The following is a 26,476-nucleotide window of genomic DNA, read 5'->3' as shown; positions in this document are numbered from 1 at the left end:
CACTTTGCCCTCAGCATTAGTCACAGGAGAGTAAGTCGATATGTACTTTCCGTATTTCGGATCGTCAACGATATCGGAACTCGCCGAGCTTCCCCCCAGCAAAGTATCGATCTCCGTATCGGATATTTCCGTCTCCTCACCGATCGGTGAAGCGACATCGGAGTTTCGGGGCTGGCCGTCAATCATAATGAGGGCCTTGCGCTGCTCGTCGAAGCGAACGAGATACACATACAAAGCACCGATTTGCTTGCGATAAGTATCCAACTCCTGCCTGATGCTCCAGTACAGTTCGTTCTCCTGCGGATTCTTCAGGAACTGCTCCAGTCTGGCTGCATCCATCCCCTTGGTGTAACTCTCTGACAGACGGATCCCATAGCTGGATATCGCCTTCATACCGGCATGTTTGGCATTTCGGAGCTCCATGGTGATATAACCCGCCGACAACACCACAATAACCAGCATCACTGCAGCAACAATTCGCACAACCAAATGTTTCCGTAACCATGTAACGCCTTGCAACATCATGACTGCCCCCTTAGTTCCACTTCATCTTTCGATTGTTTTCGACACAAGTTGCATTTCCCCTTCTTCCTCCACGAAAAAAATTGGTCCTAAAGTCCCAATGAAAAAAAGATGGCCTGGGTTACTCCCGGCCACCTTCTATCTGCTCTATATGAATTACCTCTTACGGTCTATTAACTTTCATTACTCGATTGCCATCGATGGTTGGCTTCAAGGCTATCCATCATCTTCTTCATGGAGATTTGAATTTGCTCCTTTGAGGGCAAGGAAAGCGTGTTGTAGGTTTGCTTGACGACATCCGTTAACACCGAATCAAACATATATTCAAACTGTTCGTTATTCAATATGATTTCCCTCCTTATTTACATGATATTGGAAATTCCCCTAATCTCATCATACCGTGAAGCGCCCCGAATATCAGCGCAAAATTTCGATGCGCAATTGCACCTCCCTCTTTCACGAATGCGCATCTTTTTTTGCGCAAAAATAAAAAAAGATAACAAGTAGATTTCAGAAAAATCTAATTGCAATCTTTTTGAGAGATTTGGTAAAATTAAGGAAAGCAGGAAGTGTCTAAACCCATTTTCCTTCGGATCGTTCTTATCAGGCCATGAGAGGAAGTCATAGCGCTTGAATCATACCATGCATAAAGCGCTCTTATTCTTTTGTTTACTCTGCATTCAAGTTTGGTTTTTATTTCTAACGTTTCAATATACGTTCTACGGCATTCAATTGCAGAGGAACGACCAGAAGGAATGGAGCATCCAATCTTTTCAGATCGAACGCGTGGGCTCGGAGCTGGGCTTGCAGATCGGGGACAAGGTCGTTCGCGTCAATGATCGGGATCCTAACGAGAACAAAATTGTCAGCAAGTGGGCGACGCTGGAGCAAGCTCATAGCGTTACGGTGGCCAGGGGCGACCAAACGATTCGTGTCAGCTTGAACGAAGACGTTCAACCCGCCTTTGACTTTATTTCGCTGTTCGGGGAAATATTCAGCTTATGCGTCTCCTTCATTATTTTCTGGAAAATTCCGCAATCCCGAGCCGCACGTTTATTGTCACTCGTCTTCCTTAGCGTAGGCGTCATTTTCATGTGCATTCCACCCTCAGCCAGAGGTGATAGTCTCGCGAGGGTGCTCGTCAGCGATCTCGTCATGCTGCTGCCGGTTGTTTTTGCCCAATTCCTGACTCTATTCTTCAACGAAAGATGCGGCACCACCCTGCCGGTCCGCTATTTCCGGTATGTGTATGCAGGCATGCTGCTGATTTTCATTGGCAGATGTCTCTACTTCACGCCGATTGATACATACGGCTTCTATCAATTTGATTATTCGAGCGTCGTTATAGCATTCCTGATCGGCTTCCTGTTTAACGTCGGAATACTTATTTACGTATTTATCCGTTTCCGCCGGGATAACGTATCCGTTCAAGCGCTTATCAAGATCGTGTGGGGAGCGTTCTTCATTTCTACAGCACCGCTCGTCTTTTTGTCTTTTGTGCCGATTCTGATCCGGGGTGTCCCGCTCGTCAAGCCGCTTTATACCGGATATTGCGTTGCCTTGTTTCCCTTAGCGTTTACCTATATGATTGTTTCGAAACAATGGTTTGACGTTCATATATTACTGCGCCGCATTATCTATACGACCCTTATTTCCATGGTTCCGAGTTTTCTTATTGTTCTAATGCTCGCACTTATTTTCGGTCGTTCGGCGACCATCGGCACGTTAGCGTTCAGCTTCCTGTTTATCCTAACGGTAATTTCCTTTCTGCTGTATCTACTGGAATACTTCGTGACGAAGCTGGATGCCGTTATGTTTCCTAAGAAATTTTACCTCCAGCTCTCGCTCAAGAAAATCGCCAGAAATTTGCGCACGATCACGAGCTTCCGTGAATTGAAGGACATTATTCTCGTGGATATCGTGAACACCCTGAATATACATGGCGGTGCAATCGTCATTCATTATCCGCAAGGTATGGAGACGATTGGAGAAGGCGAAATGGATCTTCACGAGGTGGAGCAGTACATTCGCGAAGATCGGCTGGACGATGCCAATTACGCCATATTTGTCATTAACCAGAACGAAGAATACGCATGTTACTTGGTCACGGGACGCAAGAAAATGAATACCTCCCTGAGCCTGGAGGAACGGCAGTGGCTGAGTCTGATCATATCCTACCTGGCCGTAAGCCTGGAAAATATTTACCTGATTCGGAAATTGACGATGAAGCTCCATGAATTAGCGTCCCAGATCCCGAACGAAGAAGCCGGTCAAGACGTCGTATGGCTGCGCAAGTCGCTGTTTGAGCTGCAGGAGCAGGAGCGTTACCGGCTTGCTACGGATCTGCATGATACGACGATGCAGGACATTTTGCTCGTTCGCCGAAGATTGGTCTCCTTCATCGACAATAACGAGGACCGGCAGCAAGTTCTCCATGCCATCAAGCATCTGGATCTGGTCAACGAGAGTTTGCGCCAAAGCTGCTTCGAGCTGCATCCGCATTTGCTCCAGAATATCGGGCTTATCCAGACGATTCAAGCGACACTGGATCTCGATATAGGGCTGAACGAATACGAGACCCATTTCCAATATGACGAAGTCTCAATCATTGAAAGACTGGACATGGACATGAAGAAGCATCTGTTTCGTATTTTCCAAGAACTGATGCACAATGCCAAGAAGCATGCCCAAGCCGCACAAGTGATCATTAAATTGGCCGTTATCGAGAAATATGTCATCTTGTCGTACAAGGATAATGGCGTTGGTCTCGATCCCCAAGCGCTTGCCAGGGACAAGAGGCTGCATGCGATCGCCAATTCCGGCCTCGGACTTGAACAAATGAAAAGCCGCGTGCTGCATCTGAACGGACATATGGATCTGCAATCAGAGAAAGGAAATGGCCTTGAGCTGACCATCCGGATCCCCATACCTGCGCAGGAAGGAAGGATTTCATGAATAAGCAATCGAAAATTTTGATCGTAGACGATCATCCTTTAATGGCTGAAGCGACTTCGAGCACGTTAAAGCAGATCGACGGCGTGCAGATCGTCGGAATTGCCTCTACCGCCAAACAATGCCTGGAATTGATGGACGTTCATGTTCCCGACATCGTTTTCCTTGATTTCAATCTACCCGATCAATACGGCGACGAGGTTGCCAAGATTATCAAAGGCAAATACCCTGCAACCCATCTAGTCATTTTCTCTGGCGTCGAATTATCCCATCTCTACAACCATCTGATCGGGCTTGAGGTCAGTGCCGTCATCTCCAAAGAGTCCAGCGGAACGCTGATCAAAAGCCTCGTAACCTTGCTGCAAGAAAACTTTACGGTCGTACCGGTGCCTGTCTTTCATAAAATGAGAGTTTCCAGCGGCAATCTGCATCAAACCGATCTGCTTGACGATGATGAAGTGAACATGATGACCATGATCGTACAAGGCTTAACGAATGAGCAGATGGCCGAGGAGGTGCACATGAGCAAACGTACCGTCGACAACTATGTCCGCAAAATTTACGAGAAGCTCGGGGTCAAATCACGTGCGCAAGCGGTCGACAAGTTCAATCAATTCAAGCACATCTTCGATGTCAATCGGCGATAAAGACGAAGAGGTCAACCAGATAACATACTGGCTGACCTCTTCTTGTTTATTACTTGGCGTGCAGCTTCTCAACCGCTCGAAGCGCAGCTGCAATTTCCCGTTCAACGGCAAGTGACACCACATCCGTGTGCGGATCATACACTTCCCGAAGATCGGCATCGGCGTAGCCGTCCAGCGCAACGATCGCTCCCGCACGCACACCGCGAAGCGAAGCGATCACATACAGCGCGGAGATTTCCATCTCTACGGCTAGTGCTCCGGCTCGCTTATATTTCTGATGCGGGAATTCCTCGACGCCTTGGAAGAAAGCGTCCAACGTCACCGTGATCCCTTTCTTCACGAGGCCTTCCGTCTCTCCAGCCGCTTCATACAGCGCTTGAACGACATCGGAGTCGGCAACCGCCGGGTACCCGGCCGGTACGAGCTGGCGGGTCAACCCTTCTTCGCGCACCGCAGCCGTGCTGACGACAAGGCTTCCCGGCGGGACATCCGCCGAGTAGGAACCTGCCGTGCCTACGCGAATCAATGTCGTCACGCCGCCTTTGATCAATTCTTCGAAGCACACCGCCGCTCCCGGCGATCCGACGCCATGGCTGACGACGGTGACGGGCACCCCTGACGATGTCCCGACGAACGTCCGGTATTCCCGGCTGAAAGATAGCTCACGCTTATCGTCCAGCTTCCCGGCGATCGCTTCCGCGCGGAACGGATCGCCGCAAACGATCGCGTAAGGAGTAAGATCCTCCGAGTTTACTTGCAAAATCGATAACCACATCTTAATCGAACTCCTTTCTTACCCATTCATCCTCCGGAATCGGAATCGCTTCGCCGGAGAAACGCTCCTCCTTGAACGGATCGGCGACGTTATGGAAGCCGTTGCGCTCCCAGAAGCCTTCGCGGTCTTCCTTCATAAATTCAATGCCGCGTAACCATTTGGCGCTCTTCCAGAAATAGAGATGGGGCACAACGAGGCGCAGCGGCCATCCATGCTTCGGCGTTAACGGCTTGCCGTCATAATGGAAGGCCAGCAGAATATCATCTCCCATCAGGTCTTGAAGCGGCACATTCGTTTCATAATCGTTGTCGGCGTGCAGCATGACATGCTTGGCTTCCGGCTTCACCTCGATGAGCTGCAGGAAATCGCGAAAGCGTACTCCCTCCCATGGAGTGTCCAGCTTCGACCAGCGAGTAACGCAGTGAATGTCGCAAATAATCTGCGTCCGGGGGAGTGCGAGAATGTCCTCATACCGGAATGTCTTCTCTTGCGTCACTTCACCGAAAACGCGCAGCGACCATTCGCTCATCTCGTAATTCGGCACTTCTCCTTCGTGCAGGATCGGGAACCGTTCCGTCACTGCCTGACCGGGCGGAACCCGGTGGGCAATCTCCTGCGGAACCGCTACGGCCGGAATCGGCATGCGCTTGAGGCGCTCGGATTTACTGTCTTTATGCATGTGTTCCTTCTCCTATCTGGAGCTGCCGTTAGCCTTCTGCGCATCGGCCAAATAATTGCTTTTCCGGAAGAAGAGCATAGCCAGCAGCGTCACGACGTAAGGCAGCATTTGTGTAAAATGGGTAGGCAGCGAGAAGCCCTGAAGCCGGATACTGAACGCATCCATCAAGCCGAACAGAAGGCTCGATGCCATGACGCCTATCGGATTGGCTTGTCCGAGCATCGTCGCTACGAGAGCGATGAAGCCTCTTCCGGCCGTCATGCCTTCCGTGAACATCGTCACTTGTCCGAGGGAGAGCTGCGCGCCTGCCAATCCGCAGAGCAGACCGCAGATGAGCACGGCGATATACTGCATCCGGTTCACTTTAATCCCGATGCTTCTGCTCGCAACCGGGTTCTCGCCTACCGCGATCAGGCGGAAGCCCAGCACGGATTTGAATAAAAAGTAATGAAGCGCGAACACCAGGATGAAAGCCAAGTAGACGAGCGGAGAATGCCCGGAGACGATGCCCCCGATGACGGGAATGTCCTGAATGACCGGAATCTCCCATTTCGGCAAGCCGATCATATTTTTATCGTAGAAAGCGCCTTTGACATGAAAGATAGCCCGCAAGCAAAAAGCGGTCAAGCCTAAAGCTAGAAAATTAAACGAAATCCCTACGACGATCACGTTGGCCTGCAAATGGATGCTGATGTAAGCGAATATGAGCGAGAACAGCATCGTCACGGCGACTGCGATCAGGACGGCAAGGAACACATTGCCCGTGTAGAAGTTGCCTACGATCGCCGTGAAGGCGCCAACGAGCACGAAGCCTTCCAAACCTACGTTAAACAGGCCGACTCGCGAGCAAATCGCGCCGCCGAGTGCGGCAAGCAGAATCGGCGCCACCATCCGAAGCATGGAATTGAATAATGACACATCAAGAAGATGCTCCATCGCCGCTGCCTCCTTTCCGTCTTTTCCATAAGGTGTAACTGAACTTTGCGGTCACGAACAAAATGAGCAGGGATTGAATGACACTGGAAATCTCAAGCGGGATGTTCGTGTTCCGTTCGACGCCCATTCCGCCGGTTTGCAAGGCTGCAAGCAGGATGGCGGCAATCGCCGTCCCGAGCGGGTGGGCGCCGGACAATAGCGTCGCCATGATGCCCGACCAGGCATATCCCGGATTCGTAATCATGCCGTCGGTATACCTGTACTGCATCCCGAGCACTTCAACGGCTCCTGCCAGTCCGGCAAAGGCGCCGCTCGCGAACATGCTGAGCAGCATCACTTTCCCTCTGTTGACGCCGCCGTAGGCAGCAAACAACGGATTATACCCGAGCATGCGGATTTCATATCCGAGGGCCGTATATTTAATGAAGAGATACAGGACAACCGCCAGCACAATCGCAATGATGAAGCCGCCGTGAATGCTCATCCCTTGAAACAATTTGGGCAGCCATACGCCCTTATCAATCATCATGCTTTGCGCCAGTGCAGCCGATCCGGTTTTGTCCTTAAGCGGATAGGCAACGAGATAACCGGCGAACAAGGCCGCTATGTAATTGAGCAGCAGTGTCGTGATGATCAGATTCATCCGGAACTTGGCATCCAGCCAACCGGCGAAAGCGGACCATATGCCTCCGGCAAGAATCCCGCCGAGAATGGCGCCGAGCAGCTTAAACATAGCCGGTCCCGGCAAATACAGCGCAATCATGGCGCTCGATAGCGCGCCAAGAATCATTTGACCTTCCGATCCCATATTGAAGAATCCGGCACGGAAAGCGATCGATACGCCTAATCCTACAAGAATGAGCGGCGTCGCTCTCGTTAAGGTATTCGTAATGAAGTAGAAATTGCCGAAGGCACCTTTCCACATCTGCGCATAGGTGTCAATAACCGATCCGCCGATCAACGCTATGGCGATAGCACCGCCAAGCAAGCCGATCACAACGGCAAGCAGCGGCTGGATCCAAGCGCTTATATTCAGACGTCCTTTAAGCATTTGATTCTCCCCCCGCCATCCATAGACTGATCTGCTCTTCCGTCGCGCGCTCCGCAGAAATTTCCCCGGCTATTCGGCCTTCATACATAACAAGAATGCGATCCGACAACTTCAGAATTTCCGTTAATTCGGACGATACCAAGAGGATTGCGCCTCCCTCGTCTCTTTTGCGCAGCAGCTCCTGATGAATAATCTCCATCGCCCCGATATCAACACCGCGCGTAGGCTCGGCCGCAATAAGGAACGGCTGCTTCTGGGCGATTTCCCTAGCGACGATCAGCTTCTGCAAATTGCCGCCGGACAAGAACTTCGCCTTCGTCTCTTGCGAGCCGGTCTTGATCTGAAATTGCCGGATGAAGCCGTCGACCATCTCCCGCAGCTGTTTGCCGGCGAGCAAGCCGGTGCGCGCCTGCTTTCTGTGGTGGCCCATCGTGCCATTCTCCAGCACGGTTCCCTCTTTGGCCGCCCCCCATTGGTAGCGGTCCTCCGGCACATGCGAAAGTCCGATTTCTCTGATCTCGCGAACCGAACGTCCCGCCACGGATTCGCCCAACAAGCGGATCTCCCCTTGATCGATCGGCAGCAGACCGGAAATCGCTTGAATGAGCTGGGACTGTCCGTTACCCGAAATCCCTGCAATGCCGACGATCTCACCTGCGCTGACCTGCAAACTGACACGATCCAGAACAGGCTTTCCTTTGTCTCCGGCTATCGTAATCTCTTTCACTTGAACAACCGCGTCGCCGATGACCGCTTGTTTCTTGGACATCGGGACGAGCTCCCTGCCGACCATCAATTTGGACAACTGCTCGACATCGGTAGCTTGCGTCGAAACTTCCCCCGTTACCTTGCCGTCGCGCAGCACGGTGACGCGGTCCGCAATTTCCATCACTTCATGCAGCTTATGCGTAATGATGATGAAGCTTTTGCCCTGATCGGCCAATGCCCGCATAATGACCAGCAGCTCTTTCGCTTCAAGAGGCGTCAGCACGCCGGTAGGCTCGTCCAAAATAATGATGTCGGCGCCTTGATAGAGCACCTTCAAAATCTCGACCCGCTGCTGCAAGCCAAGCGGGCAATCCGCGACCTTCCGGTGCGGATCGATCGGCAGCCGGTATTTCTCGCATAAGGCCTCTACTTGCTGAACCGCCGTTTTGCGGTCAAATGCCACCCCCGCTCGCGGCTCGTTCCCAATCACGATATTTTCCGCAACGGTGAAGGTAGGAAAGAGCATGAAGTGCTGATGCACCATGCCGATTCCGTGACGGATCGCATCCGTCGGATTGGAGAACCGGATCTCCTGGCCGTTCAAAAGAATGCTTCCTGCCGTAGGCTGCTCCATGCCGTATAAGATGCGCATTAGCGTTGTTTTGCCGGCACCGTTCTCCCCGACCAACGCGTGAATCTCACCTTGACGCAGCGAGAAATCAACGTTGGAATTTGCTGTTAAATTGCCATATGCTTTCGTAATTTGACGCATTTGAAGCAGCATAACGGTTTATCGCTCCTCTACCTAGACATGAGGAAACTGCTTGCGTCTCCGCAAACAGTTTCCAAGGTCCATATGAAATTATCGAATGACTATTTGACCGGATTCTCGACTTTCACTTTACCGGCAACGATATCGTCACGAATCGCTTTCACTTTATTCACGACTTCTTGGCCGACGAATGGGCTCAGTGCGGATTTGCTTTCTTTGGTTACGAATGTAAGACCTACGCCATCTTCTTTCAAACCGTAGTCAACCGAACCGAATTTGAAAGTGCCGTTAACGAAATCCTTCACGGTTTGGTAGGCCACGGCATCCGTACCTTTCAATTGGGAAAGAACGATATGCTGCGGATCCGTAACCGTACGGTCAATATCTTGACCGGATGTGTAGAACCCTTTCTCCTTCGCCGCTTCAAATACGCCAAGATCGCCGACTGCCGATGCCGCTGCAATGAAGTCAGCGCCTTGCGAGAATTGCGTCAGCGCAAGCTCCTTGGCTTTGGCAGGATCCGTGAAGCTGCCGACATAGTTCACAATGAACTTGGCATTCGGATTCGTGGATTTCAAACCTTCTTGGAAACCGACCGTGTATTTCTTAATAAGCGGAATATCAACGGCAGCGACCATGCCGACGACGTTCTTCTTCGTGGCAAGACCGGCCGCAGCACCTAACAGGTAAGCTGCTTCATGCTCGCGGAATACGACGCTGCGAACGTTCGGCAGATCAACGACCGTATCGATAATCGCGAAGGATTTCTTCGGATTCTCGGCGGCAACCTTCTTCAGCGCATCCTCGGACTCGAAGGAGCTTGTAATGATGAGATCGTAGTTATCGGCAACGGCAGCACGCAGATTTTGTTCGATGGCGCTGGCATCGGTCGATTCAACGGTTTTCACGGTAACGCCGAACTCTTGGCCCGCTTTCTTAACGCCTTCATCTTCTTGGGCGAAAAACGGGTTCAAGCCGATTTTCTCCGGTGTAATCAGAATGATTTTCTTGTCCGATTTGGCTGTAGCTGCTTTCGTCGCTTCAGCGCTCGAAGCAGGCGCGTCTGTTTTGGCCGTTGCGCAGCCTGTTAACAGCACAGTGACGGCGAACATGGAAATTAATGCTTTTTTCATCTAATGATCTCTCCCCTGTTATATGTATAAGATTTTATGATTCTTTTTAATATCCTACTAAATAGCTCGGATTTAGTCAAAGGATTTTTTTGAATTCGACATAAAACTCCAAACTTCTTTGCACGAATTGAAGAATCTTGTCGATAAGTATACTATATTATCCGGATTCTATCCATACAAAAAAAGCCGCACTCCGCAGCGGGAGGGCAGCTCTACGTTCTATAAAGATTCCTTTTCGTGATGCTGATGGTCTGCAACAATGTTGGCGGCTTCCATTAACTCGCGCATGACATCGGATTGCAGCTGTGAATTGATGTACATCCCCTTGACGAACAGCGCCCCTTTCTCGCTGGACGTGTACCTCGGCGGAATTTTGTTCAAAACCAAGGCGAGCATATCATCCTTGCATTTATGGCAATCGCACTTTAATTCGTAATTTTTCTGAAACTCCTCGAATAAATTGACAACAATCGTCTCCATGGCGTTAAAGACAGGCATCGGAGTTCTCTCCTTCTCTATATCAACTATTTGTCTATTATAACGTATAAACGCATGTATGTGTAATTCAAAAGTAGCGTCTTCCACAATCGCGGCAATATGGTATACTTTGGACTCAAACGCCGTTCGCGCTTCGAATGCTATACAGTTCAAAGTTCAAATTTCATGATGTTTAGGGGTTCGTTACCATGCTGCAAAAAACACACAGTATTGCCGGCTGCATCTCGGCAGAAATCGTATTGGCTTATCACGAGGTCAGCTTCTTCTCCTGGGACACCGCAGGAGCGCTTCTGCTCGGCTGTCTGGCGGGAACGCTGGCGGACGTCGACAAGCCGGGCTCCACCATGGCCAAGGTGCTGTTCCCGCTCTCCGCGCTGCTGCGGGTATTGAAGGTGCGGCACCGCACGCTGACCCACTCCATCGTATTCATGCTGCTGCTGATGATGGCAACGGTCGCCTTGCCTCCGCTCTACTTCTGGGTATTCATCCTCGCCTATGCGTCTCACCCGCTCATCGACTTGCTGAATGAGCGCGGCATTCAGCTGTTCTGGCCGCTGCCGGCCAAAATTCGCCTGCTTCCCAAGTTTGCGGCCATCGACACAGGCTCCGTGGGTGAGACGATTTTCCGTTGGCTGCTGCTTGTGCTTTCCCTGCTCATTCCGTTTATGGTCTACGTGTTCCCTTACATTCGACCTGCTGCATAGCCGCTTGCGAGTCTTGGGACGCGCACGTAAACGACCAGAGCCGCTATTCCGTTGAAATGCGGCGGCTCAAATAAAACGGACACCGTAGACGCTATTTGACCATTTGCGGGGCGGAAACGAGCCCCGAAGGTCAAATAACGATTTACTGGTGTCCGTTAGCCCCTTCCGTTACCTGGGAAGGGGCTATTTTTCATTGCATCGGAATGGATATTTTGAAACAGATCCATCCGTCTTCGACTGACACTTCGATCGTGCCTTTGTAATGCTCGATCCGCTCTTTCACAACCGACAGCCCCAAGCCTTGATGCTCGCCGCCGCCCTTCGTGCTGTAGCCGATCATGAACATTTGGTTGTAATCCTCCACTTGGAAATCCGGCTGCACCGGGTTCGACACGGAGATGATCACATGATTGGACTCCGACCAACCGTTCACGATCACTTCCCGCTCATCCAACGGGAATTTGTTGACCTCATCGAACGCATTATCAATCAGGTTCCCGATAATTTTCACGATATCTACCGATTTGACCCCAAGGGATAATCCTTCCAAACCGGTGAATTCGTAATGGAAGTCAATTTTGGTACGCATCGCAAGCGTAAACTTGGCTTGAATGAGCGCTGCAATCGCCGGATGACCGATGCGGATAATGTCGTTCACTTCATTAATTTCGGCAAGCAATTCTTTCATATAACGCATCTGGTCTTCCTTCTTGCCATTCGCCAGAAGAGCGTACATCGTCTGTACATGGTTCAAGAAATCGTGCCGCTGGCTGCGAATCGTCGCGAACATCAGATCGACATTTTGAATATACATCTCCTGAGTTGTTTGAACGGCTGTTTCCCGGCTCTTGGTTACGAATCTGAAAACGACATACATGAAGACAACGGAGAACACAGTCAACAGAATGACGAGCAGCAAGAGCTGGACAAGCTGTTTATTCAGAGTCTGCTGAATCGATTGATAGTCGGAGACGATTGTGATCACATAAGGGACTTCCCGCTGCACTTCGGTTAGCTTTTGTTTGACGGGAACATATACGAAAGTCTTCAGGATCGGCTTGCCGTTCCATTGATCGACAACGCTGACAGGCGCATTATTGGCAATCGCTTCATTGTAATGCTTCAGATCTTGATCGCTCTTGATATTATAGGAGCCGAAAAGCAGCGGCCGGTCGTAGACCGAGATGAAGGCCGTGCCGTCGCTGCCTTTGTACTCGATTGGCTTCGTGCCGAACGTTTTCCCGTTGAGTCCGGAAATTTCCAAAATGTCGGGATTCGCAGCGACCGTTTTCTTGACAATCGTATCCGCTCCGACAATCTCTTTGAACCTTTGAATTTTGGCGGCGTTCACGAATACGCAAATGATATAATTCGTCGTACCGTCATAGAAATAGCCGAATTTGGAGACGTTGCTTGAGCCTGAGGCCGGAACCTCGTAAATGCCCGACCAGAAATTCGGCAGCTTCTGTCCCTCGGGAATGGTCACATGATGATTGGTCATTAATTGGTCGAACGCCGTAAACCAATAACCGAAAGGAATGGTGCTTGTAATTTGCAGCTCCTTGGGCTCCGATGACTTGCCTATCATGATATCGTTGCCGTTGCCGTTTCGCTTCATCAATGAAAAGCCGTCAACACCCGCCTGCTTGGCAAGCTGAACCAATTGCTCATTGCTCACATTATCGATATTCGGATCGAGCCTGCTGGCCGCGAACAACGCAACCGAACGGAGGTTCTCGCCAATTAAATCCTCGACGAAGAAAGAGCCTTCCTCCGACTGCTCAATGGACGTTCGAATCTGGTTCGCCGTCGACTCCATCCGCTCCGAAAGCGCTTGCGTTAATAGAGACTTCGTATACCAATAATAAGAAGAGTTATTCGTTACCAAAAGTAAAATGACAATTATAAAAGTAATAGAAATGACTTTGGAGTTGATTCTCATGAAGTTTTCACACTTTCTGTATGGTGTAAAATGGATATTACAACCTTAATAATATGTAATCTGCTTTTTTTCGACATATTCCGAAAAATATCTCCCTTTCAGTAGTATAGTAGGATAAGAAAGTGTTGTCTATCTATTAATGTACAGACAATCGAACCTTTGGTAAGATAGGGAAAAATGGCAGCAAACAAGCCGATTGGGAGAATTTAAAATATGACAAAAACTGCACTTATCACCGGAGCTTCCTCCGGCATCGGCGAAGTGTTCGCCAGGCAGCTTGCCCGCCAAGGACACAGACTCATTCTGGTTGCCCGGTCCAAAGCCAAATTGGACAAGCTGGCAGCCGAGCTGTCCGGCACCTACCGGATCGAGGTAGACGTCATTACCGCGGATTTGAGTGAAATGCATGCAGCTCTAACCATCTATGAACGAACGGAACAGCTTGGCGTTCATGTCGATCTCCTGATCAACAATGCAGGGTCTGGACTGAGCGGTGAATTTCTAAGCCATTCTGCGGAGCAATACCATCAGCAGATTGCGCTGAATATTACAGCGGTCGTCGAGCTGACCCATCTCTATTTGCCGCGTATGGTGGCGAAGGGCGAGGGCACCATTATTAATCTGGCTTCCTTGCTTTCTTTCTTCCCCTTCCCATATTGCTCCGTTTACAGCGCGACCAAAGCTTTCGTGCTTTCTTTCACCGAATCGCTATGGGAGGAATACCGGCATAAAGGCATTAAACTGCTGGCGCTCTGCCCGGGGCCGACAGACACCCCTTTTTTCGATACGGCCAAAGATGTGGAAACGAACAACAAAAGAACGCCGCAGCAGGTCGTCACGACCGCGCTGAAAGCGCTCGAGCGCAATAAAACCTACGTTATCGACGGAAGTGCCAACAAGCTGAACGCGTTCCTTAGCCGCATTCTCTCCAGGAAAGCTATTGTCACCCTGTTCGGCAGCGTCATCCGCAAATCAATGGCGTCCAAATAAAGGCAAGCAGCCCCAATCCGCATACGGGATCGGGGCTGCTTGCCTTTTATTTATTCGACGATCAGGTTGATGCTATTTTTCCAAACGATGCGCTCACCGATGCGGATCACGACGCTGACAGGATGTGTTCCCGCAGCAAACGGTCTGGATGCCTTCAAACTGTACAACGTCACAGAGGATTCCGATTTGGGCTGATTGACAACACCTTGGTTCTCGGCGGTATGCTGGGCTCCTCCGCGGTCGCCATTCACTTCAATCGTCATCTGAAGCGGCAGCTGTCCGTCTTCGTAATCTTCCCGGCTGGTCCAGTCTTCGACGAACGCCTGCAGCTCCAACCTTCCGCTTGCCGCCCGGGACGGCAGCTGATCCAGCTTCACCGAATACACCTTCTCGAATAACGTATATTCGTTGCCGGCAAACACTTGGGTCAACCCCAGTAAGCTCTTGACATCCTTAAGATTCAAATAAAGGTTCTGGCCGATTCGCCGGACCGGCTCCGACAGCGGAACCGAATCCCCCTTGTCGCCTTTCCAATGAACCACCGCGGTGGCTGCGCCTTTCTGCAAATCGATCGCATAGTCGTTTTTGGCCAGCGATAGTCCATCGCTGCCTGCTGCCGAACTCAGTTTGTATTGGAACTTCTCGGCGAGCAGGTTGGCATTCAAGTAGGACTCACCCTTCTCCGTGTAACCGATGCGCTCGCCGGTGTACAGCTGCAAGCCGTCTTGGCCAACCGGCGCTATGCCGAACCCGTTCGTATTCCATTTGGCCAGCTGAACAACCGTTTGTGAGCTTTGATCCCAGATTTGGTCCTGCGACCCGCTCCAGAACGGAATCCAACCCGTCCGGTTATCAACCTGAACCTTCAGCCACATAGAGCCTCCGTTCGGCGGATTCCAAGCTTCCGTCACTTGTACGGTCTGATTACGCAGCAGCAAAGACGTATCGTTAAACTGCACCTCCGGGAAACGCTGAAGCTCCTTGGCGTCTGTAATAGCCAATTTCCATCGAACGGGAACGGCTCCCTCCGGATCTCCAATCAGCTTGTTGATCCATCCTGTCCCCTTGGACGTACGCACATGATACCAAGTGCTGTAGTGCCATAATTCGTAGGGGCCTCTTCCCCCCCACAAGGGTTCGGTTATTTTCTCAAAAGCCGTGACCGTTTCATTCTCCAGAACGGCTTCTTCCTCCTGCAGTCCGCCCCATGCCGTCTTGAACAGCGGTGTTCGCCGCGTAATCTTCAAGGTGTCGTCTGCGCTCAAGATTGGCAAGCCTCTATCGCGCGTCCACGTTGTTCCTTTATCCGTTTGTACTTCGAAAGCACGATCGTAAATCGTGGTGAACTCCCGTACGATCTGGAATTGGCCTCTAGCTGGCTGCGACCAATCCGTTTGCTTCCCCTCCACTCCCATGGCTGTTGCCAGCTCGTTGTTCAGCGGAAGGGCCCCATAATATGCTTTGCGCTGCACGTTCTCTACGGTTCCGATACGACTGACCGGAATATGCGCCCATAGATCGCCAAGCCAAGTCGTATGTATCTTGATCCATGCCTTGCTGTCAGGATCATTCGTATAGAACCATCGTTCTTCCGCCCCTGCGACCTCTACCTCTTGCGGTGCCAGCGCTGTAACCGCTCCGCCCTTCGTGCTTTGGCTGCGGTACAGAGGCGTCTCCTCCAGGAGGACAATTCGCGGCGGCGGTGCTATATCGATTTCCCAAGGCTTCGGCTTAATCCACTTGGGGCCGTACATCGTCTCGATCTTCCATATCGCCTCGCCGATCGACCAGCCGCTCTCGGTCTCCAGCACCTTCACCGTCTGCGGGGCGAACGACCCCTCCGGTTCCACATCCTCTCTTCTTACGTCGGATTGCCCGTAATAAGGCGTATCGGCCAACAACTCGATGGCGGCAGGAAGCCGAAGACCATCCGGTGCATAGCTGCCATAAATAACGTCGGCGCTTGCTGCCTGCGGTACGCTGCCGGCTAAACCTAGCGCAGCTGCGAGCATCGCGAATACGATTTTGCCCTGTTTCATCATTAGCTCCAATCCCTTCCGCATGAAGTTTAAGGAAAAACCTTCCAATCAATAAGACGTCTCACACGCCAAAAAGTTGCTTCGTCCCTTCACTTTACTTGCTCCCTCTACTTTAGTACTATTATCTAATATCGAATACATGAGGAGCTGTAATAAATGTCCAATGACGAGGTCATTCTAACGCCGCAAGGGCTGCGCGACTTGGAGAACGAGCTTGAAGAGCTGAAAACCGTAAAGCGCAAGGAGCTGGCTGCCCGTATCAAAACGGCTATTTCCTACGGAGATTTGAAAGAGAACAGCGAGTACCATTCCGCCAAGGAAGAGCAAGGTTTCATGGAAACCCGCATTCTGACTATCGAAAGAATGCTGAAGAAAGCGCGGGTCGTTACGAATCTCGATAACTCCAAGGTTCAAGTCGGTTCCACCGTCGTTCTTAACGATGTGGAATTTGCCGAGAAAATTGAGTATAAAGTCGTCGGATCCTCCGAAGCCAATGTGAACGAGAACAAAATTTCCTACGAAAGCCCGCTAGGCGTCTCACTGATGGGCAAATCGGTAGGCGATACGATTCTGGTGAATGCTCCGATGGGAGTCATCACATATGAATTGTTGGAAATCCGCGTATAAAATCAAAAAGCATTGTCCATGCAGCTCTGCATGACAATGCTTTTTCTCTTCTTAGGCACCGGTGACGTTGAACAGCTCCAGCGCCCTTCTCATGTTATCCGTATAAACCGGATCCTCCGAGGAGCACATCCATTTCAGGTCTGACCGTCCTGTACCCGTCAGTTCATTGCGGTCACGCAAAATTTGTACGAGCCGGTTCACCGTTCCTGCGCTTCCGTCTACAATTTGTATATGTTCAGGCAGTATTTGTTTTAACACTTTGCGGAAAAATGGAAAATGCGTGCATCCTAGAACGAGAGTACCATAGGTGCTCAAATCAAAGCCTTCCAGGCGGGAATGAAAATAATCGATAATTTGCGGTCCGTCAACCTGTAATTGTTCGCAAAACTCCACCAATTCCGGCATCGGCAGCGAATCCACAGCCCCCATGTCATCTATGCGGGAAACAAGCTCGCGGTATTTGGACTGCTTCAGCGTGAGCGGCGTGGCCAATACGAGTACACGTTTGCCTGTTGAGCGGTTCATCTCGAGTGCAGGCTTGACGGCAGGCTCCATGCCGATAATCGGCATGTCGTAGCTTTTCCTCAACTCGGCGATGGCGATGCTGGTTGCGGTGTTGCAAGCGATGACGAGGGCGCTCACCCCTTCCGAGCAAATCGATTCCACCGCTTTGGTCACAAAGCCGAGGACCTCATCTTTGGTTTTCGTCCCGTAAGGCACATGGAGGGTATCCGCATAATACAGAAAATCTTCATTCGGCAGCTGCTTCATCGCTTCGTGCAGCACGGATATGCCGCCTATTCCTGAGTCAAAAAATGCTATTCTCATGTGTATTCACCCTAATCTTGTTCTATCGCGACTAGAGCAGTCCTGCTGCAACCAGTCCGTTGCGTATGCCGTCTTCATCTACATGCGTGGTAACATGATCGGCGTAAGGCAGTAAATCTTGGTGCGAATTCCCCATGGCAATCCCCATCCCGACATAGGCAAGCATCTCCATATCATTCAACCCGTCGCCGAAGGCAACCGCTTCTTCCGGCTTGAGGCCGACCAGCTCCAGAAGCGCAGCGATCCCTTGAGCTTTGGAGCCGCCTGCAGGCAGCACGTCCATCGCATGCTTGTGCCAGCGAATCAGCTTAAACTCCGATTGAAGCTCCTCGTACAGGTGTTCATCCGTATCTTCGCAGTGGAGGAAAATTTGGTAAATATCGTTCGTTTGCCAGAAGTGCGGATCATAGCCGGGCAAATCCACTTTCAAGGATGAAACGGAGCTTGTTACGAATGGATGATCCTCGGTATCCGTGAAGAACTGGTGCTCGCCTTCAAACACCAAGGAATGCTGGTATTTGGCCGCAAGCTTTACTAGATTTTCAATGCTGCTTTTGGCGATAACGCGCCGGTAAAGCGGCTCGCCCCGGTAAACGGCATAACCGCCGTTCAAACAAACGTACGAATCGATGCCCAGTTGTTCAGCCAGCGGCTTGATGAAATAAGGAGCTCGTCCTGTAGCAATGACCGGCTCGATGCCCTGCTGCTTTAATTGATGAATCGCTGTCACCGTAGAGGCAGGAACTTGCTTCTCCTCGTTCACGAGGGTACCGTCGATATCGAAAAATACAATTTTGTACACAGTCTGGGTCTCCTTTGCTTGCGGAGGCAGCTCATGCTGCCCGCCTTCTCTCTTTCTCTCATTAAACAACAAATAGAGAGAAAAAACAAAGAAAAAGAGAATCCCCTCGGCTTCTCTCCCTGCTTCTTATACGATTTCGTCGATAATTCCATGCGTCAAGGCTTCTTCCGGACTCATGTACCAATTCCGCTGATGCTCCTGAATTTTGAACAGCTCGTCTGGACTCAGCTTCGTTCTGGACAGCAGGAACTCGTCATAGATGTTCTGCAGTCTTTGCGTCTCGTCCACCCGATTCTTCAAATGCTCCAAATTCCCGTCCAAATGCGTGGAAACCGCATGGTACATCAGCGTGCTTAACCTGCCAGCGTATCTTTTGTGGCCGCTTACTGCGATCAATAGGCTCATGCTGGCCGCAAGTCCATACACGTATGTATGAACCGGCGTTTTACTGTTCTCAATGACATTGATCAGTCCTAGTCCGTCGTAGACGCTGCCACCGTTGCTGTTGATGATGACGTCGATCGGGACCCGTTTGAAGTCTTTTTCCTTTTTATCTTTGTCGTCGTCGAACTGATTGATTTTCATAATTTGCTCGACGATGGTTTTCACAGAGCTTTTGTTAATGCCATCGAATAGATACAAGGTGCGGTCATTCATCGAGAAGCCTCCTGTCCGTATGGCCTAGTATTACGATAGTCTATTCCGGGCAGGTGATCTTTGTAACCTTTTTGTTTGTTTTTCCGATTTTTTTGGGCTTGCGGGGATGGTTTAAATTCCTAATACAAATACAAGCATTTTCTCACATCACAAAGTTGTAGTATTACAAACAAGCCTTAAGCGGCAGCAAGTCTGGCTTCCGCTTAAGGCCTGTTTCTACTCTAGGCCATCCGGCATGGATTCCCGGATTTCCGGCAAATGGATCGTAAAGACCGAGCCTTTGCCTAGCTCCGAGTCCACCTTTACGGTGCCTTGATGGGCTTCGACGATTTCTTTGACGATGGAAAGCCCGAGGCCGGTGCCGCCAATTTTCCTGCGATCCGAGTTATCGACCCGATAAAATCGTGTAAACAATTTATCGGTGGCGTCGCGAGGGATGCCCAACCCAAAATCCTGAATTTGGATAGCAACGGCTCCGTCTTCCCTCCCTATAGTCACTGTAATTTTCGGCATACCCGGCGAATATTTGATGGCATTGGAAATGAGATTATGAAACACCTGCTTCAATCGCTCTTCATCCGCGTAGATGAGAGGATTTTCCGCGATAACATTGAGCTCGATCTCATGATTGTCCTTACCCTGCCATTGTTCCACGATTTCACCGAGCAGTAGAGCGGGATTTAACGCTTGAAAATGAAAGGCGTGACGCCCTGAATCCAAACGCTGCAAATCCAGAAAATCGTTAATTAAATTCGACAGCCGCTTGGATTCCTTGTGGATCGTCTCCACATATTTGACTCTCTTATCCTCCGAGACGCTGCGGGTCGCCAAAATTTCTATAAACCCCATAATCGAAGACAGAGGCGTCCGAATTTCGTGGGAGATGATAGAGACGAACTCATTTTTCATCTCATCGGTCCGCTCTTCCTCCGTACGGTCGCGGAATCCGAACAAATGGCCGCGAAGCGTGCCGTCCGCTTCATCCACAATAGGATTGACATAACATTCATAATGTTTGATTTCTCCGGCGGTCGTCTTTCTTAGAATCCTTCTCAGAAAAGGCTGCAAGTCTCTGCACAGATAGGCATCGATGATTTCCACGAATGGGGCACCGGGAACCATCATGTCATGACAATACACTAAGATGTTGTCACCTTGGTGAATCTTTTTCTCAAAGAAAAGCTCAACGCGACGGTTGGCGAAAATGACACGCCCCAGCGGGTCACACATGATAATCGCTTCATGGATGGATTCCAGCATTTGCTCGATGATCGTATTCTGCTCGGCGATCGTTCTCTCGGCCTGCCGGCTTTCAGACAGAAGCGCTTTGTGATTGTTCTCGCTCTCTTGCACTTTGCGGAGGAGCTCGGCCATGTTCAGATACATTTTCGTAAACTCATAAATCATACCGCCTAATACGGCATTCGAGCAGACGAACGTGTTCCATTTGGCCACATACCAACCTAAACTAAACCTGCCGCCGCCGCATATGACGATAAGCACATCCAGCATGGAGGCCAGAATCGCAATGCACAGCCAGGTCGAAGTAACGGTTCTCGCTCTCGTTCTCCAGTAGAACACGAGCAGGGCGATAAAAGTCAGCAGGACGGAGGGAATCCCGAATGTGCTCATAAAATAAGGCGTCAGCTTGCCGTTAACCAGCACGGTAGGCAGGACATTCACATAGGCGGTTGAAACATACGTTGAAGCTGCGATCAGAAGCACCACGCCGATGAATGTAAACCAGCCGAACACTCTCGCTTTGCGCGCGCTGTACCGGATATTGCCTAATCTGGCATCGAGCCACAAGTAAAGCAGAATAGCTAACGGAAGGCCGGTGTGCCAAATCGTATACAGCCAGACGGAAGATTGAGGCCCGGAATGAAATACGCCGTTTTCGGCCAAAACGCGCGGAAAGGCTAGAATGTACATCAAGCTCATACCGGCAGAAAACAAATAAGCTGCATATAGGACGAGCACTGCAGGGGCTCGGGAAATTCTGAATTGACTATAGATGATATAAGCCGTAATAAGTTCAAAACAAACGACTGTCGAGAATATCGCCGGTTGGAAAGCCTGTACCTCAGCAAGCTGTATGCGAACCAGAGGAATCGAAATAAGCGAAATCAGGACGACCAGAACCCCGATCAGGAAGGCGAAACGCCGCTGGGCGGGATTAGACTGCATCGTAATTAAATTATACACCGCTGCCGGTGCAGCTCCTTCTTGACTCATGTTACCCCCCGCATTCGCATCGCTATCTCTACATATTTCGACAATTCTTCTGCATTCCCTTCCGTGCATGAAAGAAAGCAGCCTCACCTCTTAGTGTTCCAAGAAATGAGACTGCTTATAATACGCTTATGCATTTTCTTCCATTGCGGCTTGATACTGCTCCAACGAGACCAAGCGGTCTGCGCTAACCCGAACTCCCTCGGCTTGCAGCAAAAAGCTTTGCAGTTCGGCGCCCTCGTCGTCCGCAATGGCAATTTCCCCTTTGGCGTTGACCACCCGGTGCCAAGGCAGCTTATACTTGCTGCCCATGGCATGCAAAATCCGTACCACTTGGCGCGCTCCCCGGGGGCTTCCGGCCAGTCTCGCAATTTGCCCGTAAGTCATGACTTTGCCTTCGGGAATTGAACGGATAATGCCTATAACGCGTTCGGTGAACGGTGTCATCGTTATACATCCGCGAACTTGATGCAAACCGGCTGAGACAATGTCAGTACGCTGCCGGTAGGAACGAGCTTGCCTGTGGCCGCATCTCTCGAGAACGTAACGACATTATCCGAGTCTTTGTTCGCGACGAGCACATGAGCGCCGTCCGGTGAAATCGCGAAATTCCGCGGATGCTTCCCAAGCGTCGGCGCGTGCTCCACCAGGCTTAATCGGCCTGTTGCCTCATCGATCGCATAGACGACGAGGCTGTCATGCCCGCGATTCGAACCGTAGAGGTACTTCCCGTCCGGCGATATGTGGATATCCGCGCAGGCATTGTCCCCCTTGTAGTCATCCGGCAGGGTGGCCATCGTCTGAATTTCCTCCAGGACACCTTGTTCCTCATCGAAGCGAAAGGCCGTTACCGTTGAGCCCAGCTCGTTGATAACATAGCCATATCTATAGGATGGATGGAAAGCAAAATGCCGCGGACCTGAACCCGGTGCGACAGCGACTTCACTATGCGGATGCAGCTTCCGTGCTGCCAAGTCGAGCTTGTACAGCTTGATCCGGTCCAGCCCCAAATCGCAGACGCCGATGTAGGTATTCGTGCGGTCGACGAAAACCGAATGCGCCCGCGGACGGTCTTGCACCGGCAGCACACTTGCACCTTGATGCTGCTGGATGTCGGTGCTCTCGCCGATACGGCCGTCAGGGAGCACCGGGGAGACGCCGACCATACCGCCGTGATAGCTGGACACCATCAGGATGGCATTCGTATGGTCAAGCTGAATATGGCAAGTTGTTGCAGGAAGCGTAATTTCCTTATTCAGCAGTGTTAATTGGCCTGATCCGGGATCAATGTCGTAAGCCGCTGCCGCTCCGCAGCGCTGTCCGCTGGCATCAGTGCCTTCCGACAGGGCATACAGCTTCCAATGCTCCTTATCCACAGCAAGAAACGTCGGATTCTGCAAGCCGTTTACTTCGTGAAGCACTTCCAGTGCGCCGCTTTCTTCCCCATACTGGCAGGCATACACCCCTGGATTGGCGGAATCCGCATATGAGCCTATGAAGGCAAGTGTCTTATGAAGCTTCGTCAACATATCCATCCCCTATCTATCCTTATTTCTATGTGCATTATCTCAAATCCCAATGATTGGAGCAATATGACGTTTGTTAGACGTCCTGCGGTCCAGGTACGGTGCCGATTCCATAAAAAAACAGGTGGACCATCTCTTCAATCAGCCCATCCAGATCACCATGAAGCTCGGCATGCTCCAGCATCATGTCCGCTTGATTGGTCAGCATTTGCATATACATAATGATGGTTGAAGTGGACAGCTTGTCTGTAATTTCGCCATTCTTCTTGCCTTCCTCGATCAGCTGAACGACCAGCGGCATGCCTCTGGCCATATATTCCTCCCGTACGAAACGGGACAACTCCGGATCCTCCCGCCATATATGCTTCATTATCTCGAGTCCGAATGTCCGCGACGACTTCTTCTTCTGAAATACGATATATTCCATTTTCTCCTTCAACGTATGGCTGCCCGCCATGAATTGCTCAAATTCAGTGATCGTTTGCCTAATATAATCGATGAACACTTCACGTACCAGCGCTTCTTTACTGCCGTAATAGTTATAAATCGTCACTTGCGACACGCCTGCCTCTTCGGCAATATCGGCAATTCGCAGCTTTTTCGGATCTGTCGATTGCAGCATACGGAACGTCGTGTTCATAATGATTTCTTTCTTCTGCTGAGCTCTTTTCTCAAAGCCGTTCATGTTCATGCGCATCACCTGTCAATTGGAATAATGAAATTATAACATAAATATATTTCAAAAGTATTGACGAGGGAAATGATCAGGAGTAACATGAGTTTTGAAATTATTGTTGTTTGAAATTTCAAAACTTTCATTTGCGGAGGTGGCCGCGCATGTTGGCCGTTCATCAGTTGACCAAAACATTCCCGAACGGGAAAGGCATTTTCGATGTTACCTTCTCGGTCCGAAAAGGCGAGGTGTTCGGGTTTCTGGGGCCGAACGGAGCCGGGAAATCCACGACGATCCGGCACATCATGGGTTTCATGAAGCCGGATAAGGGCACAGTAAAGGTCGGGGGATTGGACACTTGGACGGAGCAAGGCACGGTTCAATCCTATTTGGGCTATTTGCCCGGGGAAATCGCCTTTATTGAAGGGATGACCGGCAAGAGCTTCCTGGATTTCATGGCGGAGATGCAGGGACTGAAGGATCGGTCCCGGCGCGATGAGCTTGTCGACCGGTTCCAGTTCGACGTGAAGACGCCGATTCGCAAAATGTCCAAGGGCATGAAGCAAAAGGTCGGCATCGTTGCGGCATTCATGCACAGGCCGGAGCTCATTATTTTGGATGAACCTACCTCAGGACTCGATCCACTCATGCAAAAGGTATTCATCGATCTCGTCCTGGAGGAGAAAGCGCGCGGCACGACATTCTTCATGTCGTCTCACAGCTTTCCCGAAATTGAACGGACTTGCGACCGCGCGGCCATTATGAAGGACGGCGTCATCCTTACCGTCAAAAATATTCATGAGCTGCAGTCGATGCAGCGCAAATTGTTCGAGGTGACATTCGAACGCACAGCGGATGCCGAAGCTTTCGTGCAAGGCTTCGGCGCAGGCGAAGGGATTGAGTCACGCGAGGGCAACAGGGTGCGGGTCGCCGTTCAAGGCGATTACGCCAGTTTCTTAACCGAAATTTCCAAGTATACCATTCGCAATGTTGACGTGTTTACGCAAAGTCTCGAAGACGTCTTCATGAACTATTACGACCGGAGGGGGACTTTGCAATGAACGTTTCGCTCTATAAACATATGATGAAGATTCACATCAAAGGAATGATGAACTATGCATTCGGGTCGGCGTTCTACATTCTGCTCATGTTTTGGCTGTTCCCCAGCTTGGCGGGCAACAACGCGGCCCTCGACGATTTGATTCGCTCGCTGCCGGCCAGCATCACGAACGCCTTCAACTTGGGCAGCGGCTTTAACACAGTGGAGGGCTTCATCTCCGGCGAATACTACGGCCTTCTGCTGGTGCTGATTGCCGCCGTCTTCTGCATCCTGCTCTCTACGCAGCTGATGGCGAAGCTCGTGAATCAAGGCGCGATGGCTTACCTGCTCGCGGCGCCGACGACCCGCGGCAAGGTCGCTGTGACGCAAGCCGCCGTTATGGTAACCGGGCTGGTGACGATCATGGCCGTCACGACGCTCTGCGGCTTCGCCGGTTACGCCTGGTTCATCGGCGACTTGAGCGCCTTCCACGGCGCGGCATACCTGCGGATGAACATCGCCGCACTGCTGCTGTTCTTCGCCGCCGGCGGGATCGCCTTCCTGGTCTCGTCACTCGTTAACGACGAGAAGAAGGCGCTTGGCGTGTCGGCTTCGCTCACGTTCGGCTTCTTCAGCCTGGACTTTATTGGCAAGCTGAGCGAGCGGATCGAATGGCTGCGCAGCCTGACCTATTTCTCGCTCTATGACCCGAGCGGCATTATCGCGGGCAAAGCCGCAATCGGCTCCGCTTGGTCGATACTTGCCGCGATCGGTTTGCTCGCGTTTGCTGCGGGTGTCGTTCTTTTTCGGCGGCGGGATCTGCCGTTGTGATGCTGTGATGAGAAGAACAGTAGCGCTTCAATCCCCGCTTCCGTTATAATTAGGTAAAATAAAACAACGGTCGTGAAGCATACGCCGCTTTCATCTAATGCTGTAGGGGTTGCCCCCCCCTGCTGGCTTAGATGCGAGCGGCGTTTTGTTTTTCGATGAGAAAGGAGGGGTTTCATGAAGTTTGAACGTGCCTTCGACATCTTCATGGCATCACAGCTTGCTTCGGAGAGGAATGCTCGCCGGCGGGAAAGGTTGGAAGGCGGTTTGGGACATGGAGAAACGGAGTTTCTGAGAAAGGTGTGGTACCCGGCAATCGGCAGTTTCGATCATTTGTACCCCGAGTGGGAGGTGCGTGATTTCTCGAACGGGTACCGCTACTTGGACTTTGCTTATATGCCTGGCGGCGCCAAGGCTGCCATTGAGATCCAAGGATACGCCACCCATGCACGCGATATTGAGCATTGGCGGTTCAAGGATCTGTGCATGCGCCATTGCCATCTGGGTTTAGATGGCTGGCTCGTCATGCCGCTCGCCTACCCCGCTATCGCGGAAACGCCAAAACAGTGCCAACAGCTGATGCTGGCATTGGTTGGAAAATTTGTTTCGTATTCAAATTCCGATGCCATGAACTGGGTCGAGCTTGAAACTGTTCGCTTCGCACGCAGATTGCTGCGTCCCTTCTCTCCTTCAGAACTGGCCGAGCATCTTCGCGTGAGTCCTCGCCATGCTCGTAACCTTTTGCGCAGCTTGTGTGACAAGCAAATACTCATGGTATCCAGTGGGCAGCAGCGGGCACGATTGTACAGTTTAATCACACCTCACCAGTAGTTAGCGGAAATACGATCCGCTATTTCAATCTGAGAGGGGTTTTTGGGGGAGGATGCGGAAATGTAAGACCTTATTTTGCCGTTGT

The 26,476-nt window shown here is 51.0% G+C and carries 25 protein-coding genes; 8 read left to right on the top strand and 17 right to left on the bottom strand.

What is annotated here, in order from left to right; translation table 11 throughout:
- Positions 1-695: 695 nt before the first annotated feature.
- Positions 696-866 (bottom strand): hypothetical protein, encoded by a 171-nt coding sequence (locus tag J2X61_RS19130; RefSeq protein WP_274469550.1) that lies wholly within the window; start codon positions 864-866, stop codon positions 696-698.
- Between the two features lie 286 nt (positions 867-1,152).
- On the opposite strand from J2X61_RS19130, the gene J2X61_RS19125 reads away from it, so the two are divergent.
- Together J2X61_RS19125 and J2X61_RS19120 are read left to right on the top strand one after the other, a co-directional pair.
- Positions 1,153-3,477: a sensor histidine kinase gene (locus J2X61_RS19125; protein ID WP_310189827.1), complete on the top strand. Its 2,325-nt coding sequence runs from the start codon at positions 1,153-1,155 to the stop codon at positions 3,475-3,477.
- Positions 3,474-4,121, top strand: a complete 648-nt coding sequence (locus J2X61_RS19120) for a response regulator transcription factor (protein ID WP_274469552.1) — start codon at positions 3,474-3,476, stop codon at positions 4,119-4,121. The genes J2X61_RS19125 and J2X61_RS19120 overlap by 4 nt, the downstream gene beginning before the upstream one ends.
- A 49-nt stretch (positions 4,122-4,170) precedes the next feature.
- Here the strand turns inward: J2X61_RS19120 and J2X61_RS19115 are convergent, their stop codons facing one another.
- The 7 genes from J2X61_RS19115 to J2X61_RS19085 all read right to left on the bottom strand — a co-directional run bounded on the left by J2X61_RS19115 (position 4,171) and on the right by J2X61_RS19085 (position 10,673).
- On the bottom strand, positions 4,171-4,896 hold the full coding sequence (locus tag J2X61_RS19115; protein ID WP_274469553.1) for a nucleoside phosphorylase: 726 nt from the start codon (positions 4,894-4,896) through the stop codon (positions 4,171-4,173).
- Between the two features lies 1 nt (position 4,897).
- Positions 4,898-5,575 (bottom strand): sulfite oxidase-like oxidoreductase, encoded by a 678-nt coding sequence (locus J2X61_RS19110; protein WP_310189824.1) that lies wholly within the window; start codon positions 5,573-5,575, stop codon positions 4,898-4,900.
- Positions 5,576-5,587: 12 nt separating this feature from the next.
- Positions 5,588-6,511 (bottom strand): ABC transporter permease, encoded by a 924-nt coding sequence (locus tag J2X61_RS19105; protein ID WP_274469555.1) that lies wholly within the window; start codon positions 6,509-6,511, stop codon positions 5,588-5,590.
- On the bottom strand, positions 6,495-7,562 hold the full coding sequence (locus J2X61_RS19100; RefSeq protein ID WP_274469556.1) for an ABC transporter permease: 1,068 nt from the start codon (positions 7,560-7,562) through the stop codon (positions 6,495-6,497). Before J2X61_RS19100 ends, J2X61_RS19105 begins: the two co-directional genes overlap by 17 nt.
- Positions 7,555-9,054: an ABC transporter ATP-binding protein gene (locus J2X61_RS19095; RefSeq protein WP_274469557.1), complete on the bottom strand. Its 1,500-nt coding sequence runs from the start codon at positions 9,052-9,054 to the stop codon at positions 7,555-7,557. The genes J2X61_RS19100 and J2X61_RS19095 overlap by 8 nt, the downstream gene beginning before the upstream one ends.
- A gap of 89 nt (positions 9,055-9,143) precedes the next feature.
- The gene (locus tag J2X61_RS19090; RefSeq protein WP_274469558.1) at positions 9,144-10,175 is read right to left on the bottom strand and encodes a BMP family lipoprotein; all 1,032 of its coding nucleotides are present in this window, start codon (positions 10,173-10,175) and stop codon (positions 9,144-9,146) included.
- 219 nt (positions 10,176-10,394) lie between these two features.
- The gene (locus J2X61_RS19085) at positions 10,395-10,673 is read right to left on the bottom strand and encodes a late competence development ComFB family protein (RefSeq protein WP_274469559.1); all 279 of its coding nucleotides are present in this window, start codon (positions 10,671-10,673) and stop codon (positions 10,395-10,397) included.
- A gap of 188 nt (positions 10,674-10,861) precedes the next feature.
- On the opposite strand from J2X61_RS19085, the gene J2X61_RS19080 reads away from it, so the two are divergent.
- A complete protein-coding gene (locus tag J2X61_RS19080; RefSeq protein WP_310189820.1) occupies positions 10,862-11,377 on the top strand; it encodes a metal-dependent hydrolase in 516 nt (171 codons plus the stop codon).
- A 190-nt stretch (positions 11,378-11,567) separates the two neighbouring features.
- Here the strand turns inward: J2X61_RS19080 and J2X61_RS19075 are convergent, their stop codons facing one another.
- Positions 11,568-13,319, bottom strand: a complete 1,752-nt coding sequence (locus tag J2X61_RS19075) for a sensor histidine kinase (protein ID WP_274469562.1) — start codon at positions 13,317-13,319, stop codon at positions 11,568-11,570.
- A gap of 213 nt (positions 13,320-13,532) precedes the next feature.
- Here J2X61_RS19075 and J2X61_RS19070 point away from each other — a divergent pair, with 213 nt between their 5' ends.
- Positions 13,533-14,309, top strand: a complete 777-nt coding sequence (locus J2X61_RS19070) for an SDR family NAD(P)-dependent oxidoreductase (protein WP_310189818.1) — start codon at positions 13,533-13,535, stop codon at positions 14,307-14,309.
- A 50-nt stretch (positions 14,310-14,359) separates the two neighbouring features.
- Here J2X61_RS19070 and J2X61_RS19065 read toward each other — a convergent pair whose 3' ends face one another.
- A complete protein-coding gene (locus J2X61_RS19065) occupies positions 14,360-16,351 on the bottom strand; it encodes a hypothetical protein (RefSeq protein ID WP_310189817.1) in 1,992 nt (663 codons plus the stop codon).
- Between the two features lie 153 nt (positions 16,352-16,504).
- Between J2X61_RS19065 and greA the strand changes: the two genes are divergently transcribed.
- The gene (gene greA / locus J2X61_RS19060) at positions 16,505-16,975 is read left to right on the top strand and encodes a transcription elongation factor GreA (RefSeq protein ID WP_274469565.1); all 471 of its coding nucleotides are present in this window, start codon (positions 16,505-16,507) and stop codon (positions 16,973-16,975) included.
- Positions 16,976-17,026: 51 nt separating this feature from the next.
- Here greA and murI read toward each other — a convergent pair whose 3' ends face one another.
- From murI to J2X61_RS19025, 7 genes are all read right to left on the bottom strand, one after another.
- Positions 17,027-17,803, bottom strand: a complete 777-nt coding sequence (gene murI / locus J2X61_RS19055; protein ID WP_274469566.1) for a glutamate racemase — start codon at positions 17,801-17,803, stop codon at positions 17,027-17,029.
- A gap of 31 nt (positions 17,804-17,834) precedes the next feature.
- Positions 17,835-18,605: a Cof-type HAD-IIB family hydrolase gene (locus J2X61_RS19050; RefSeq protein WP_274469568.1), complete on the bottom strand. Its 771-nt coding sequence runs from the start codon at positions 18,603-18,605 to the stop codon at positions 17,835-17,837.
- Positions 18,606-18,731: 126 nt separating this feature from the next.
- Positions 18,732-19,262: an ATP-dependent Clp protease proteolytic subunit gene (locus tag J2X61_RS19045; protein ID WP_274469569.1), complete on the bottom strand. Its 531-nt coding sequence runs from the start codon at positions 19,260-19,262 to the stop codon at positions 18,732-18,734.
- Positions 19,263-19,478: 216 nt separating this feature from the next.
- Positions 19,479-21,497, bottom strand: coding sequence for an MASE4 domain-containing protein (locus J2X61_RS19040; protein WP_310189815.1), 2,019 nt, complete (start codon positions 21,495-21,497; stop codon positions 19,479-19,481).
- A 126-nt stretch (positions 21,498-21,623) separates the two neighbouring features.
- The gene (locus J2X61_RS19035; protein WP_274469573.1) at positions 21,624-21,941 is read right to left on the bottom strand and encodes an MGMT family protein; all 318 of its coding nucleotides are present in this window, start codon (positions 21,939-21,941) and stop codon (positions 21,624-21,626) included.
- A 2-nt stretch (positions 21,942-21,943) separates the two neighbouring features.
- Entirely contained in the window at positions 21,944-23,029 is a 1,086-nt protein-coding gene (locus J2X61_RS19030; protein ID WP_274469574.1) for a lactonase family protein, read from the bottom strand.
- A 67-nt stretch (positions 23,030-23,096) separates the two neighbouring features.
- Positions 23,097-23,711, bottom strand: a complete 615-nt coding sequence (locus J2X61_RS19025) for a TetR/AcrR family transcriptional regulator (RefSeq protein ID WP_274469575.1) — start codon at positions 23,709-23,711, stop codon at positions 23,097-23,099.
- Between the two features lie 146 nt (positions 23,712-23,857).
- On the opposite strand from J2X61_RS19025, the gene J2X61_RS19020 reads away from it, so the two are divergent.
- The 3 genes from J2X61_RS19020 to J2X61_RS19010 all read left to right on the top strand — a co-directional run bounded on the left by J2X61_RS19020 (position 23,858) and on the right by J2X61_RS19010 (position 26,391).
- Positions 23,858-24,754 (top strand): ABC transporter ATP-binding protein, encoded by an 897-nt coding sequence (locus J2X61_RS19020; protein WP_310189812.1) that lies wholly within the window; start codon positions 23,858-23,860, stop codon positions 24,752-24,754.
- Entirely contained in the window at positions 24,751-25,563 is an 813-nt protein-coding gene (locus J2X61_RS19015) for an ABC transporter permease subunit (RefSeq protein ID WP_310189810.1), read from the top strand. Before J2X61_RS19020 ends, J2X61_RS19015 begins: the two co-directional genes overlap by 4 nt.
- 174 nt (positions 25,564-25,737) lie before the next feature.
- Positions 25,738-26,391, top strand: coding sequence for a transcriptional regulator (locus tag J2X61_RS19010; RefSeq protein WP_310189809.1), 654 nt, complete (start codon positions 25,738-25,740; stop codon positions 26,389-26,391).
- Positions 26,392-26,476: the final 85 nt, after the last annotated feature.

This window comes from Bacillus sp. 3255 (assembly GCF_031456485.1).
GTDB lineage: Bacteria > Bacillota > Bacilli > Paenibacillales > NBRC-103111 > Paenibacillus_E.
Note: the sequence above shows the minus strand (reverse complement) of the source record. Positions and strands in the feature narration are given on the sequence as shown.